Annotated in this window: 14 protein-coding genes and 1 pseudogene; 11 read left to right on the top strand and 4 right to left on the bottom strand. The window is 39.0% G+C overall.

Going from position 1 to position 15,077, the window contains the following annotated elements; all coding sequences use genetic code 11:
- Positions 1-167: 167 nt before the first annotated feature.
- The 3 genes and pseudogenes from FTU58_RS04975 to FTU58_RS04965 all read left to right on the top strand — a co-directional run.
- A pseudogene (locus FTU58_RS04975) lies at positions 168-1,067 on the top strand (patatin-like phospholipase family protein); the annotation flags it as partial.
- Between the two features lie 355 nt (positions 1,068-1,422).
- Positions 1,423-1,593: a hypothetical protein gene (locus FTU58_RS04970; RefSeq protein ID WP_004977313.1), complete on the top strand. Its 171-nt coding sequence runs from the start codon at positions 1,423-1,425 to the stop codon at positions 1,591-1,593.
- Between the two features lie 358 nt (positions 1,594-1,951).
- Positions 1,952-2,473, top strand: coding sequence for an acyl-CoA thioesterase (locus FTU58_RS04965; RefSeq protein WP_004977311.1), 522 nt, complete (start codon positions 1,952-1,954; stop codon positions 2,471-2,473).
- Between the two features lie 184 nt (positions 2,474-2,657).
- Here the strand turns inward: FTU58_RS04965 and FTU58_RS04960 are convergent, their stop codons facing one another.
- Positions 2,658-2,870, bottom strand: a complete 213-nt coding sequence (locus FTU58_RS04960) for a hypothetical protein (protein ID WP_178318177.1) — start codon at positions 2,868-2,870, stop codon at positions 2,658-2,660.
- Positions 2,871-3,391: 521 nt separating this feature from the next.
- On the opposite strand from FTU58_RS04960, the gene FTU58_RS04955 reads away from it, so the two are divergent.
- From FTU58_RS04955 to FTU58_RS04940, 4 genes are all read left to right on the top strand, one after another.
- Entirely contained in the window at positions 3,392-4,414 is a 1,023-nt protein-coding gene (locus FTU58_RS04955) for a GTP-binding protein (protein ID WP_096901474.1), read from the top strand.
- 92 nt (positions 4,415-4,506) lie between these two features.
- Positions 4,507-5,037 carry a YaeQ family protein gene (locus FTU58_RS04950; protein ID WP_004977306.1) on the top strand — a complete coding sequence of 177 codons (531 nt, stop codon included), beginning with the start codon at positions 4,507-4,509 and terminating at the stop codon, positions 5,035-5,037.
- A gap of 58 nt (positions 5,038-5,095) precedes the next feature.
- Positions 5,096-5,437: an FKBP-type peptidyl-prolyl cis-trans isomerase gene (locus FTU58_RS04945; RefSeq protein WP_004977304.1), complete on the top strand. Its 342-nt coding sequence runs from the start codon at positions 5,096-5,098 to the stop codon at positions 5,435-5,437.
- A 161-nt stretch (positions 5,438-5,598) separates the two neighbouring features.
- On the top strand, positions 5,599-7,440 hold the full coding sequence (locus FTU58_RS04940) for a GGDEF domain-containing protein (protein WP_242439129.1): 1,842 nt from the start codon (positions 5,599-5,601) through the stop codon (positions 7,438-7,440).
- A 24-nt stretch (positions 7,441-7,464) separates the two neighbouring features.
- On the opposite strand, the gene FTU58_RS04935 is transcribed toward FTU58_RS04940, so the two are convergent.
- Positions 7,465-7,785 carry a co-chaperone YbbN gene (locus FTU58_RS04935; RefSeq protein ID WP_004977299.1) on the bottom strand — a complete coding sequence of 107 codons (321 nt, stop codon included), beginning with the start codon at positions 7,783-7,785 and terminating at the stop codon, positions 7,465-7,467.
- A gap of 152 nt (positions 7,786-7,937) precedes the next feature.
- On the opposite strand from FTU58_RS04935, the gene FTU58_RS04930 reads away from it, so the two are divergent.
- The 3 genes from FTU58_RS04930 (at position 7,938) to FTU58_RS04920 (ending at position 10,234) form a co-directional block, all read left to right on the top strand.
- Positions 7,938-8,930: an NAD(P)H-quinone oxidoreductase gene (locus FTU58_RS04930; protein WP_180044388.1), complete on the top strand. Its 993-nt coding sequence runs from the start codon at positions 7,938-7,940 to the stop codon at positions 8,928-8,930.
- Between the two features lie 303 nt (positions 8,931-9,233).
- Complete coding sequence (locus FTU58_RS04925) at positions 9,234-9,413, top strand: hypothetical protein (RefSeq protein ID WP_096901477.1); 180 nt, start codon at positions 9,234-9,236, stop codon at positions 9,411-9,413.
- A 314-nt stretch (positions 9,414-9,727) separates the two neighbouring features.
- On the top strand, positions 9,728-10,234 hold the full coding sequence (locus tag FTU58_RS04920; protein WP_004977287.1) for a hypothetical protein: 507 nt from the start codon (positions 9,728-9,730) through the stop codon (positions 10,232-10,234).
- 132 nt (positions 10,235-10,366) lie between these two features.
- On the opposite strand, the gene FTU58_RS04915 is transcribed toward FTU58_RS04920, so the two are convergent.
- Both FTU58_RS04915 and FTU58_RS04910 read right to left on the bottom strand, forming a co-directional pair.
- The gene (locus tag FTU58_RS04915) at positions 10,367-11,695 is read right to left on the bottom strand and encodes a hemolysin family protein (protein ID WP_104852324.1); all 1,329 of its coding nucleotides are present in this window, start codon (positions 11,693-11,695) and stop codon (positions 10,367-10,369) included.
- Between the two features lie 137 nt (positions 11,696-11,832).
- Entirely contained in the window at positions 11,833-12,822 is a 990-nt protein-coding gene (locus FTU58_RS04910) for a LysR family transcriptional regulator (RefSeq protein ID WP_004977282.1), read from the bottom strand.
- Positions 12,823-13,467: 645 nt separating this feature from the next.
- Here FTU58_RS04910 and FTU58_RS04905 point away from each other — a divergent pair.
- Positions 13,468-15,069 (top strand): isocitrate lyase, encoded by a 1,602-nt coding sequence (locus tag FTU58_RS04905; protein WP_004977281.1) that lies wholly within the window; start codon positions 13,468-13,470, stop codon positions 15,067-15,069.
- Positions 15,070-15,077: the final 8 nt, after the last annotated feature.

The raw sequence follows: 15,077 nt of genomic DNA, 5'->3' as shown, positions 1-15,077 counted from the left end.
CGCGACTCATGAGTGCTCGGTTATATGCGGGCCAATTGGTTGTACGGTAGATTTTGTGTGTAGGCTTCTTCATTTGAAAATTATATCGCTGAAAAAGCCTTTACAGATAGGTTTGTGCAACAAAGCCATTTTCGACTCAAACTTTGCGTGAGTCGCAGCCCGTGGTTGAAGCAGAGTCGCGCCTGAATCAAATTGATTTTCGTCAGTTAAAACAACAAAAAAAACGTCCAGTTGTCGCCTTGGTTTTGGGCAGTGGTGGCGCACGTGGTTATGCACATATTGGGGTGATTGAAGTACTTGAACAGTATGGTATTCATCCTGATTTTATTGTGGGTAGCAGCGCAGGCAGCATTGTCGGTTCAATTTATGCTAGCGGTAAAAATGCGCAGCAATTACGTGAAATTGCTATGAATATGAAAGCCAATGATGTACGGGATGTGACTTTGGATTTAAAAGGCTTTTTTGATGGCAAAAAAGTTGAAAATTACGTCAATGCACAAGTCGATCAACTTCGTTTGGAGCAATTTAAAATCCCGATGTACGTGGTGGCGACTGAATTAAAAGAAGGCAAAAAAGTCGTATTTAATTATGGTAATACGGGGCAAGCAGTGCGTGCGTCAGTGTCTATCCCGAGCATGTTTGTACCCACCAAAATTGCAGAACATGAATATGTCGATGGTGGTTTGGTGAGCCCTGTACCTGTCAAAGTCGCACGTGATTTAGGGGCAGATATAGTGATTGCCGTAAATATTTTGGCGCAGCCTATTCATACTGAAACCAGTAATGTGTGGGGATTGTTTAACCAAAATATTAATATTATGCAAAAACATTTGGCCAATGAAGAGTTGAAACTGGCAGATGTGGTCATTCAACCCGATTTACGTGAAAAAGCCCATATTTTTGATGTAAAAGGGCGTGAAGCGACTATGCTGGCAGGTGCAGAAGCAACCGCAGCGCAATTAAATAAAATTGATCAGGTCTATCAACAGCATCATTATGCGCATGGGCATAGAATTGTAGACTATAAAGTGAGTAATACTTTTGGGCTTTATGGACAGTTTAAATAGCTGTCCAGATCCTTCATTTAGGTCAATTCAATGAAATCAACAGATTTAACTTAAGTCTAATTAGGTGCTTGATAAAAATAACTTTAATGTTAGATTGCTTAGATTCATTCTTTGTAAGTATTTGATATTATAGTTTAAAAATAAAGATACCATAAAGATATCTAAATACTGAGATGAGGTATTTAGACTTAAAATCAATTTTTTAGCGTGTTCTTTCGCACCGTTTCCATTTATTCTATGTAGCATTTACTGAATTCGTTTTTTAAGCAGTTTACCAATTGAACATGCTTCCAAGACAGCCTAACTTTTGTGCTTCAGGACTTTAAAACTTTATAAAAAATCGAGGGGATACTTCATGCACGGCTTTGAAATTGGACAGCAGGTGAAACTTGCTACTATGGAGCAAGTTATTTTTACAGTGACGATGATTAATCCAGATGGTTCTTATGTGATTGAAGCTGCACTGAGTACTGAACAAACTTTGACTTATAGCAATGTGTCGCAGGAAATGCTGCGCTTGGTTTAAATGTCGCAGCGAAGTTTGAAAATTTACGGGGAAATTGAACTTTTTTTCGTGTAAATTCGCCGAAATTTGCTTGAATAATCCATTGAATAAAAGATTTTAGCTTGTTTTTTGAACACTTGAATCAGGGGGATTCACGTAATATTCAATTTGAACAAATATTCTAAAAAATCAGAAATGGATTAAAAAATAACAGCTTGGGAGTCTTAGTCTTTAGTCTTATAATTTTAAATAAATGTTATCATAAACAATATAAATAATAATGATGCAGTTGTTGCCGAAATGAACATTCAAACTTTTATAAACGCGATATAATAATAGGCTCATATCTTACTGTCTTTAAAAGAGTCTAGAGAACGCGATGTCACCATTAGATCAAATTGCCCCAGTGTTAGATGACCAGTCAGAATTAACCATGACCGTGTTAATGACACCCGACATGGCAAATTTCTCAGGGAATGTACATGGTGGAACAATTTTAAAACTATTAGACCAAGTGGCGTATGCATGTGCGAGCCGCTATTCTGGTAGTTATGTGGTGACCCTTTCGGTTGATAAAGTGAACTTTAAAGAGCCGATTCATGTGGGTGAATTGGTGACTTTCCTTGCTAGTGTGAACCATGTGGGTCGTACTTCAATGGAAATTGGGATTCGTGTAGAAGCACAAAATATTCAAAAGCGTACAGTGCGCCATACCAACAGCTGTTACTTCACTATGGTTGCAGTCGATGAAAATGGTAAACCAAAACAAATCCCTGCGTTGAAATTAGACAATGACTGGAAGCGTTGCCGTTTTGAAGCAGCAGAGCAACGTAAAGTTGCACGTTTGCAAGAAAATCATCATCCATCTTGCAGCATTTATAAGAAAACTGAACAAAACTAAGTTTTCATCAAATTTAGCTGAAAACCTGTTTGCAATTGTAGACAGGTTTTTTTGTGCCTATTTTTTAATTTTGTCCAAGGCAATATTGATTAGTTATGCAGATAAACAAAAACTGAGTAAACCGAGAGAGTGGCGGAAAACTCAGTTTTTGTATTCGATTTACATTTTTAAATGTATCTAAGTTTTAAGGCTGTTGCGTCGATGCAGCAGGGGTTTCAGTGCTTGCTTCAGATGCAGGTTGTGCAGCAGCTTGTTCTGAAGCTGGTTCAGCCACAGTTTCCTGCGTTGAAACAACCACTTTTCCCTGTTCTGTTGCTGTCGATTCAGCCTTTGCAGCAAAAGTAGTTGCAGTGGCAAAAGCAAAAGTTGAAGCGAGTAAAATTTGTGTCAATTTCATGGTTTGGCATCCTTATTTAAAGTTTTTCATGAGTAGTAGGGAGTGCTCAGCACAAGCATTAAGTAAAAAAACTTATTGCGGCTAAAGTGTTCAAGTCAGTCATCACCTGATTTGAACGGGCTGAACAGGAACTCATGCTAAAGAGCCAAAGCTATGGGATCAATGCTTGCAACAAAGCAAAACAATGACGGTTACTTGAACCGCACAATGATGATGAATAGGTCGTAGTTTGGTAATTTTTGTTTTAAATATGCAGTCAAATCCAATCAAAATGGCTGTGTTTTCCGCAATAAAATTGCGTGGTTGGCAATAAAACATAACATCAAGCGGCTAAAACTCGTGTATTTCCCCAAATAAGTTGCAGATCATCACGTAATAAATGTAAGCGAATTTTTCAAATCATGATGGTGATAGATGTGCTGAAATGAATAAATTTCAGTGTGTTTAGATTCAGATTGAACTAATCGCTAAACTTGCTTAGCATGCTTGAGTTGTTTGAAATTCAATAAAGTGAGCTTATTTTGAAATTAATTGCACCACAAAAAGCAGTCCCGACGCATATTATTTCTGGTTTTCTCGGTGCAGGAAAAACCACCTTATTGAAACAGTTACTCAGCCAAAAACCAGAACATGAAGTTTGGGCGGTGCTGATGAATGAATTTGGACAAATCGGGGTCGATCAACAACTCTTACCTCAGCAACAGGGTTATCAAGTCAAAGAATTATTGGGCGGTTGCTTATGTTGTAGCAGCCAATTGCCTATGCAAATTGCTTTGTCGCGTTTATTGTCCGAAGCGAAGCCTGACCGTTTATTCATCGAGCCGACAGGTTTGGGGCATCCTGCGCAACTCTTGGAACAACTGACCGAACCACATTGGCATACGCATTTATCGATGCGCGCCTTGGTGACGGTAGTAGATGGTTCGCGTTTGCATGATCAGGCGTGGACGCAGCAAAACCTGTATGCCGATCAGCTCAAAGCTGCACAAATTATTGTGGTGTCACATGCAGACCAAATGCAGGCGGCAGATGAGCAAGCCCTCATACAACTACAACAGGAATATCAAGCCTACGCGCAAAAATGGTTGAAAGCAGAACAGGGTCATCTGGCTTTGACCGAAATGGATATACCGTATGTCGGTACACAGCGTAAAATTCAGCCGTTGCTAAAATTGCAACAGAAGGTCAGCTCTACAAATCTGCAAGAGTCTGCAGAAATCAAACAATTGCCATATCACTATGTCGAAACTGCACAAGGATATGCAGTCGCAGGTTGGAAATTGCCTAAACGTTGGCAATTCGACTTTTATCCCTTATTAGATTTACTCTGTGAACAGCAAGATTGGCTGCGTATTAAAGGAATTTTTTATACCAATCAGGGTTGGAAAAGTTTCAACTTCAATCCGCAGCAATTTAATTATCAATCTACCGATGAAGGCATAGACAATCGGTTGGAAATTATTTATCAAAGCGAGCGTGATTGGGAAAAATTTGAGGCTGAACTATTGGCGTATCGGGTCGATGCTGCTGCGGTTCTAGACTGAAATCTATACGTTATCGGGCAAACGATACAGCAAAATCACAGAAAATCCATTATGCTTAGTGGCAAATTTAAACATAGTTTTAGGAATAGACAATGGCGCTGAAAGCGACAATTTATAAGGCAGATTTGAACATTGCCAATATGGATGTGCATCAATACGGTGACTATCAGCTCACCATGGCATTGCATCCTTCTGAAACTATTGAGCGATTGATGGTGCGTATTTTGGCATTCGCACGTTATGCAGATGAAGCTTTGGAATTTACCAAAGATTTATTTGAAACCGATGAGCCTGCTTTGTGGGAAAAAGACTTAACAGGGCAGTTAATTAAGTGGATTGAAGTCGGTTGCCCAGATGAAGACAAAGTCAAAAAAGCCAGTTCGCGTTGTAAGCAAGTTGCGATTATTGCTTATGGTTCATCGGTAGATGAATGGTACAAACGTAACAGTAAAATCAAAACTTTAAATAATGTTGAAGTGTGGCAACTATCGCCAGCGAGTACCGAAGCCGTTCAAGCTTTATGCGAACGTACCATGCAATTGCAGTTGAATGTAATGGATGGCGAATGGACATTGATTGGCGATCAGGCACAGGCTCAGATTGAGTGGACACAGTTGCAATAACACTTGCACGAGCTGGAAATTATCTTAAACATCGAAGTGTAAATATTTGGAGATGAACATGAGTGCAGAATTAGAAATTATTGATTTGGTGGTGGGTGAGGGGAAAGAAGCGGTTAAAGGCGCTTTAATTACTACGCATTACACAGGCTGGTTGGAAGATGGCACCAAGTTTGATTCATCCTTAGACCGTGGTAACTATTTTGAAACCGTGATTGGTACAGGTCGTGTCATTAAAGGCTGGGATCAAGGCATCATGGGGATGAAAGTGGGTGGTAAACGCAAACTGATCGTACCTGCGCATTTGGCTTATGGTGAGCGCAAAATGGGCAATATCATTCCTGCTAATTCTAATTTGATTTTTGAAATTGAATTGTATGATGTGAAAACACGCGATCAATAAACACCTTTCAACTTAGCCAAACCGCTAGAATTTAAGTCATTCATCCGATGCCAGTAAGGTCTAGCATAAATGACTTAATTTTTTACTTCAAATTTAGTGCAAGAACGATTAGATTAAAAAACAAGCACAATAGGACTTTTGCATTTTTGAATTTCACTCGGATGTGGCACAAGTGTGCATTACTCTTCTTAATTTTACTGTGCAGTGTACTCACACCACCGCGTGTGTTGGCGCAGTATGAGTCTGCACCTGAATCTTACTATCTACATCAACAACTGCTCAATTCTGTTCAATTTACTGAAGATCAATCGAGTATTTTGACTGGGCGATGGTTGTTTTATCCGCAACAATTGATTCAAGAACCCAGTGCGGTACTGGCATCGAATACCGTTGAATTGCCTGCTTCATTTGAAGATTTAATGGGCAATGCCAATACTTACGGCACTTTTATTGGGCACTTTAAAATTCCAAAAGAATTTCTAGGCAGACGTATTGCGATTTGGATTCCCAACCAATATGGCGCCTATCGGGTATTTTTAAATGGCGATCCACTGGTGCGTGTTGGCACAGTCGGTGCAGATGCGAGTAGTTACCAAACCGAAAATGCCCCACGAATTGCATATTTTGTTCCTGAAAGTGAATATTTTACCCTGACCATTCAAGCGTCTAGCTTTCAGAGCTTGCAAGGTGGTTTAAAAAATCCAATGAAAATTGGTTTAAGTCGCACCATCAATCAACAGTATCAGCGTTTGATGATGAGTATTGCCATGATTTGTGGGGCAGTACTTGGTATTGGTTTGTTTACCTTGATGTTTTCGGCATTTAGTCTTGCAAATGGTGGAAAGACCAAGCGTATTTTTATTTTCGGCATTTTTATTGTTTTTCTGGCATTACACAATTTATTTTCTGCACCCTATGCCTATACCACTTTCCTGAATTTAAGTTGGTCTTGGGGAATAAGACTCGAATATTTATTTAGTTTTTTAGCGATTTTATTTTTCCTGAGTTATATGTTTTTGCTCAGTTCGCGCTATTTGCATCGTTGGGTATATAGCGCGGCAATGCTGTTATTGAGCTTTAATATTGGGGTGACGCTGTGGGCAGAACCCACTATTTTTCAGCAATTGGCATTTTATAGTTCATTTTTCTTTGTTTTGATTTTGGCAAATTTTGCTTATGGATTTTATCAAACCCTGCGTTCAGGAGAGGATTATTCCAAAATTAATTTTTGGGCAGTAATTATTCTATGTGGCACATTTATTCATGATTTTTTATTAATGCTGAATCTGGTCAATTCCATTCATTTATCTTTTATTTCGACCAGTGTTTATGCATTGCTCATCATGTTTCAGCAGGCACGAAATTATGCCTACCATAACTTACGCATTGAACGCTTGAACCAAAAACTGATTCATTTAAACAGCTCGTTAGATTTAAAAGTGCAGGAACGCACTGAACAACTCAGTCTTTTGAATGAAAAACTGGAAATACAGATTAAAACCGATGCATTAACAGGGGCATATAATCGCCGTGCATTAAATGAAGAAATTCAGCGTTTGTATTTTGAAACCTTGCAAAATAAGCGACATATTTTGGTCTTTGCGATGCTCGATGTCGATTATTTTAAAAAATACAATGATCATTATGGGCACTTAAAAGGCGATCAAATTCTGCAAAACCTAGTTAAAGTTTTACAAGATACTTTGCCTAAAAATGCGTTTGTGGCACGTTATGGGGGTGAAGAATTTGCCATTTTACTGCACGATATTCCGCAACCTGCGATTGCACCACTCATGCAAAAGGTCTTGCAGGCTGTGCGTGATGCAGCTTTTGAGCATGTAGCACGAGAAGACCATAAACAATATGTGACTTTAAGTATTGGTGTAGCGTGGATGACTCGCGCACAAGCGTATACGCACGTGGATGATTTTATGAAAGCTGCAGATGCGCATTTGTATCAAGCCAAACATGCAGGACGCGATCAGGTAGTAATTCAAACTTAATATGTTGACGCTACTCTACATGGCTTAAAGATAGCTCTGAATTTTTTGTTGAAGTTGTACGACAGAAACATTGCCCGACAGTCGTTCAACAATTTGCCCATCTTTAAAAATCAGAGTGGTCGGTAAACCAAAGACTTGATAACGCAAAGTTAAAATTGGAGATTGATCGACATTCACTTTGCCAAACTTTACCGAAGCATCAAAAAGTTGGGCAAGCTGCTCAAAAAATGGTGCATTTTGAACACAAGGCGTACACCACGTCGCATAAAAACGAATCACCGCAACGCCTGTTTCATATTCAAACTCACGGTAATTATTTTCGTTGTATTCCACAATTTCTGACATCACATACTCTTTAATCATAAATAAAAATTTAATCACGCATGAAACACCACGGCATGAGAATTATACCTAAGTTAATCTGGGTTTTAATGCTTTGCTGTTTTATGTTCAAATAGTCAGAATTCATATCAGCATCAAACAATCAGGGATTTGCCATGACACAAAACACAATGCAGCAGATTATTATTACAGAACCAGGTGGCCCAGAAAAATTAGCCTATGAAACGGTTGCAATACCTGAGCCACAAGCCAATGAGGTTTTGGTCAAAGTACATGCTTTTGGTTTGAATCGTCCTGATATTTTACAGCGTCAGGGTCTGTATCCTATGCCTAAAGGCGTGACGCCAGTGCCAGGTTTAGAAGTAGCAGGTGAAGTAGTTGCTGTGGGTGCAGATGTTAGCCAATTTAAAGTTGGTGATGCAGTGTGTGGCTTAACCAATGGTGGTGGTTATGCAGAATATTGTGTTGTACCAGAAAGCCAGACTTTGACAATTCCAACAGGTGTCAGTTTTGTACAAGCCGCTGCGATACCTGAAACATTTTTTACTGTGTGGGCCAATGTATTCCAAATGGGTAAAGCCAAAGCAGGTGAAACGGCGCTGATTCATGGTGGAACCAGTGGTATTGGTACAACTGCTTTAATGCTGTGCAATGCCTTAGGTTTAAAAACCTTTGCAACCGTAGGTTCAGATGAAAAAGTACAAGCAATTTCACATCTCACCACAGCAATTAATTACAAGACACAAGATTTTGAACAAGTGATTAATGCAGCGACAGACAATGCTGGGGTCGATGTCATTTTAGATATTGTTGGTGCGCCGTATTTGGAACGTAATTTAAACTTATTACGTCGTGATGGTCGCTTGGTGTATATCGCATTCTTAGGTGGTGCAAAAGCCAAAGAAGTAAAACTTGGTCAAATTATGATGAAGCGTCTTACCATTACGGGTTCGACCATGCGCGCCCGCAATACTGCAGAAAAAGCTGAAATTACCAAAGGCTTGCAAGAGATTGTTTGGCCATTGTTAGCAAAAGGCGAATGTCTGCCAATGATTTATAAAACTTTCCAGTTTGATCAAATTCAACAAGCACATGCCGAAATGGATACAGGTGAGCATGTGGGCAAAGTAGTGGTGGAAGTGATTTAAAGACTCAAAATTTAAAATCAGCCCGCATAAAAAACTGACCGAGTGTCAGTTTTTTATGCATATTTTTATAGAAGATTTTAACAAAGATTTTTTGAATCTTTTTTAGCAATTATTTTAATCATAATTACATAAATATTCCTTTAAACTACAATTTAACACAATAAAATTTTTCCAAATAGTCAAATATTAAGGAGGTGTAGGACACACCCTGTCAATAATAGAGCTTATCTTTATATTCATTGAATTCATTCTCAAGATAACAAAATGGTTCATGTAAAATAATTTGATAGAGAGAGCAGGCTTATGAAAATTTTATCTGCATATACGCCAAAACACAGTCTACGTGCATTAAAACGGTTACACAAAAATATTGTTCGTCAGCAAATCAATGTTCGGAACTTAAATAAAATGTATCATGCGATGCTACATTTAGAACGCTATATTGACCGCCTCGATCATGATAAACGCGAAAACTTGTATTAAGTGTAAAGAGCAACCTGTTAATTATTTTTTACTAAAAAGTACAAGTGAGTTGAAAAGTTAAACCTGTTATTTATTGGATTATTCATTTGAAATAACGGGTTTTAAATAGACGGTAAAATTCAGGAGAAAAACTAAGGGAACAATAAGAAATTTAAAATAAACAAGGACGATCAAAGCTGAAAGATCAATTTTAAACTGCTGCACTGTAATAGGTGCAGCACTGCCTTGTGTGAACAATTGCTTCGGAATGTGTCGAGCTTTTAGCTAAATTGTGCGAAAATAGCGTTTTGCTATTTTTTGTCCAAGGGCAGTACATGATTGACCAATCTCCTGAATCATTAAGTGATATCGAAATACTCGACATTTTGCAGTCTATGAAAAGTGATGAGCTAGACACAGAGGCAAAAGAAATTATCCGTAATGGTGGGAAAGCAGGTCGTCAGGAAGCGCATAAAGCAGCGTTGGTGGCATTGAATCAGTCATTCGAAAGCAAATTTGTAGAAGCAGTAAGTTTGGCTTTGCAGTTAAACGAAGCGCAAATGAAAAAAATCCGTTATAAAAAAGACCGTGTACGTATTTTAAAAGCACGTGGCATTGATTATTTAGCCATTGATGGCACAGAAACTGCACAAGTATTGGCTCAGGTTGCACAAGCGATTGTGCGTGAAGATGCTGTGGTGACGCATGATTTGCACAACATTTTTCCTTTCTGGAAAGAGGGCTGGCCGATGGTGCAATTCGACAATGTCTATAAAATTCTAGCTGAAGATATTGCGATTCACTATCAAGCGGTATTAGATGAATTGATCAGCAAATATTAAATAGATATTCAGCTAAATTTCAGAAGTATCAGTTCAGATTTAAAAAAGCACCACTTCATTTTGATGTGGTGCTTTTTTGTGAATGCGAGAAAATGTAGATGCAATCAGGCTGAACGAATACAAGGAATCTCACTATCCATCTGCTTCAGTGTTGTTTTGTATTTCCTGCGTTTCTACAATTCGTGTCACTAAAAGTTGGTCAATTTTAAAATGATCGACGTCGACCACTTCAAATTTATAACCATCAAAAAGTACAGAGTCGGCAGGACGCGGGATTTTACGTAGCTTATACATCATAAAACCTGCAATGGTTTCATAATTTTCATCATCTGGCATTTCATCAATTTGCAGCGCGTGTTTAATGTCTTCAATTGGTGTACTGCCATCAATCAGCCAAGAATTGTTATCACGTTTAATGATTTGCTGATCTTCTTCAATAGGTGTTACCCAATCGCCCATCACAGTAATCATAATATCAGACAGGGTAATCACGCCCACAACCAAAGCATATTCATTAATCACCACGGCAAATTTTTCTTTGGTCGAGCGGAAACGATCTAAGACTTCAGACAGCGTGAGTGTATCTGGAATGGTCAATACATTGCGGATGGTGCTTTCATTCAGTTGCAGTAAAGATTGATTATTGAGGATTCTGACCAGAATATCTTTGGCATCGACATAGCCAATAACATCATCAATATTTTCGCTACAGACCAAAAATTTGGAATAAGGATATTCTGCAAGTTTTTGACGAATACTGGCTTCAGATTCCTTTAGGGTAAAAAACACCACATTTTCACGTGTAGTCATACTCGAAGGCACGTTACGTTCTTCAAGTTCAAACACGTTTTCAATAAAGTGATGTTCCTGCTTTTGTAAAACACCTGCTTGAGCGCCTGCATCCATGACTGCAGAAATATCATCAAATGTAATATTGTCTTCGCGCGTGGTATTTACTTTAAATAAACGGAACAGCACGTTGGCAATCGCATTAATCATCCATGCCAAAGGCTTGCATATCCGAATAAAAATTTGAATCGGATTAATCACCGATACCGCAATTTTTTCAGGGGCGATCATTGCCAAACGCTTAGGCATTAGGTCGGCAAATAAAATAAACAGCGAAGTCACTAAGGTAAATGACAAGGCAAAACTAAGCGTTTCAGCCCATGGTCCTTGATAGAAGCGAACAACTAAGTTGTAAAAATAAGGACGGAATGCGCCTTCACCTAAAATACCACCTAAAATGGCAACTGCGTTTAAGCCAATTTGTGAGGCAGCAAAAAAATCAGCTGAGTTTTCTTGTAGGTCTAAAACTTTTTGGGCACGTTCATCGCCTGATTCGGCTAGAATTTTCAGTTTAACTTTACGTGCACCAGCCAACGCAATTTCAGTCAGCGATAAAAAACCAGCTCCGACAATGAGGATGAGGATAATAACAATATTCTGGAAGAGGCTCACGAATCCACCTGTGGATTATATTATTTTAAATATAACAATTTGAATCTTTATTAAATCATGATTAAACAATGAGGAATATCGAAATATTCCTCATCTGAGTATAAGCGTTTGTGCCAATAAGTTCAGTGAATTTTTAATTAATAGGCTGAAAATTGAGAGTTATTCAGTAAAAACTCACGGTTTTCTTCTTCAATCATTTGGCGCGCTACATATAAAATCAATTGGCGTAACCAACGGTGTGCAGGGTGATGATGTAACAACGGACACCATGCCATCTTTAATTCAAATTCTGGAATATAAAATGGTGGGTCTTTAATCAGTAAGCTTTGGCTTTTGGCTTGTAAGCGCGCAATACGTGTAGGTAAGGTTGCGACTAAATCTACATTAGACGCGAGTAGTGCAGGCATTTGATAATGACGGGTAAACACCGAAATTTTACGTTTTTGTCCAATACGCTCTAAAGCTTGATCAATCCAACCCAGTCCCGCTTGTTTCTCTGGATTCACACCAAAACCAACGCCCATACCTGTTTTAGAAACCCAAATATGTTGTGCATCTAAGTAGCTTTTTAAATTCAGGTTATTGGCAGCAGGGTGTTTGTGATTGAGCAGGCAAGAAAAACTATCACGCCAAACTAAAACCTGATGGAAACTTTGTGGAATTTCATTAAAACGGTTAATCGCCAAATCGACTTTACCTTGTTCCATGTCGCGATAAGACACATCACTCGGGGTTAAAAAGTCTAATACCACATTAGGTGCTTCAGAGCGTAAAGCTTTAACCAAGCGTGGGACTAATGTGGCTTCTGCGTAATCGGAGGTCATAATCCGAAATACACGATTTGAAGTATAAGGGCGGAACTCAGTACGCGGCTCCAAAATCATAGAAAGGTCAGATAAGGCATCGCGGATACGCGGTTGTAATTCTAAGGCACGTTCAGTTGGCGTCATGCCTTCAGAAGAACGAATTAGCAGGGGATCATTAAATAAATTGCGCAAACGACGTAAAATGTTACTCATCGCAGGTTGGGTAACGCCCAATTGTTCTGCAGCACGGGTTACATTTTTTTCACGAAGTAAGACGTCAAGATAAATTAATAGATTAAGATCAACCCGCTCCAGATTCATAAAATAAATACCGAAAATAAAATCACTAAATTATTGGAATTATGCCATAAGCCGTAAGGCTTGTGTATAAATTATGATGAAAAAATCGACGAGATAAACAGCAAAAAATCTGAATAAAAACAGCCAGCCCCATCATTATTTCCTAAAGAAATGTAGGTTGCCTAGTACTGCATCTATACTTTTTAATCTTAAATGCAAAAACACTTAAAAGCATTGGCAGAACTGATAGCAGATTCTATTTTGTATGAAACTTATGCACTTACATTGCGCTGAAAAGCAGCAAAATTTTGCTAAAAAATGGCAGAAATCGCCAATGCAAGCATTTTTTATGAAATGCAAGACTTAAGTCTAATGCAGAAAATATCGGCACAGAGATGAATTTGTAAGCAAAGATATTTGATTGATTTTCTAAATAAGGTTTTTAAAATCAATATGTTGTGTTTTTATTGTTTTTGTGAATTAAGACTTTGATCTATACATTTTTTTAAAAAATACCGAGAATTACACGAGAATATTGGATTAATTCATTCAGTCACTCTACTCTGTATTCATCGTAACGAAGTGCTCTAAATCTGAGCAATCAAGCATAAGCGCGATTTAGCCTTCGATTGATAAATCCTAAATAATATTACAGGGTACAATATCATGACTACATACCAAACAGCGATTGATGCAATCCGCGAATTAAAAGCAAAATTCGGCAACACTTGGGCAGACATCAGTCCTGAAGATGCTGCGCGTATGCAAATGCAAAACCGTTTCAAAACTGGTTTAGATATTGCTAAATATACAGCTGCGATTATGCGTCGTGATATGGCTGCTTATGATGCTGATTCAAGCAAATACACTCAATCTTTAGGTTGCTGGCACGGTTTTGTTGCGCAACAAAAAATGATTGCGAACAAAAAATACTTCGGTACTACTGAACGCCGTTATATCTACCTTTCTGGTTGGATGGTTGCTGCACTTCGTTCAGAATTCGGTCCACTTCCTGACCAATCTATGCACGAAAAAACTTCTGTTCCTGCATTGATCGAAGAAATCTACACATTCTTACGTCAAGCTGACGCAAAAGAATTAAACGATTTGTTCCGCGCACTTAAAAAAGCACAAGACGCTGGTGATACTGCTAAAGCTGCTGAAATCACTGCTCAAATCGACAACTTTGAAACTCACGTTGTGCCAATCATTGCGGACATCGACGCTGGTTTCGGTAACGAAGAAGCAACTTACTTATTAGCTAAGAAAATGATCGAAGCGGGTGCATGTGCACTTCAAATCGAAAACCAAGTTTCTGACGCGAAACAATGTGGTCACCAAGCTGGTAAAGTAACTGTTCCACACGAAGACTTCATCGCTAAAATCCACGCGTTACGTTATGCGTTCTTAGAAATGGGTCTTGACGACGGTATCATCGTTGCACGTACTGACTCTGAAGGCGCTGACTTAACTCAAAAAATCCCAGTAGTTAAAGAGCCAGGCGACATCGCTTCTCAATACATCAGCTACTTAGACACTCAAGAAATTGACATCTCTGAAGCGAAAGAAGACGAAATCCTAATCAAGCGTGATGGTAAATTACACCGTCCTAAGCGTTTAGCTTCTGGCTTGTACCAGTTCCGTGAAGGCACTCAAATTGACCGCGTTGTACTTGACTGTGTAACTAGCTTACAAAACGGTGCTGACCTTCTTTGGATCGAAACTGCGACTCCAAACGTAGAAGAAATCGCTCACATGGTTAACCGTGTACGTGAAGTTGTGCCAAATGCGAAACTTGTTTACAACAACTCTCCATCATTCAACTGGACACTGAACTTCCGTCAACAAGCGTACGACCGTTGGGTTGCTGAAGGTAAAGACGTATCTGCATACGACCGCGCTAAATTAATGAGCGCTGAGTACGACGATTCTGAATTGGCTGCTGAAGCTGACGAAAAAGTACGTACATTCCAAGCAGACGCTTCTCGTGAAGCAGGCGTGTTCCACCACTTGATCACTCTGCCTACTTACCACACAGCTGCTCTTTCTACTCACGAGCTTGCTCAAGGTTACTTCGGTTCTGAAGGTATGTTGGCTTATGTTGCTGGCGTACAACGTAAAGAAATCCGCGGTGGTATCGCTTGTGTTAAACACCAAGCAATGGCTGGTTCTGACATCGGTGACGATCACAAAGAAATTTTCTCTGGTGACAACGCGCTTAAAGCAGCGGACGAAGCTAAAAACACAATGAACCAATTCAACGCGTAATCGCTTGA

The sequence above is a fragment of the Acinetobacter sp. YH12120 genome, from assembly GCF_013418795.1.
Lineage (GTDB): Bacteria > Pseudomonadota > Gammaproteobacteria > Pseudomonadales > Moraxellaceae > Acinetobacter > Acinetobacter towneri.
The sequence above is the reverse complement of the archived record's forward strand: the minus strand, read 5'-3'. Positions and strand labels throughout refer to the sequence as shown.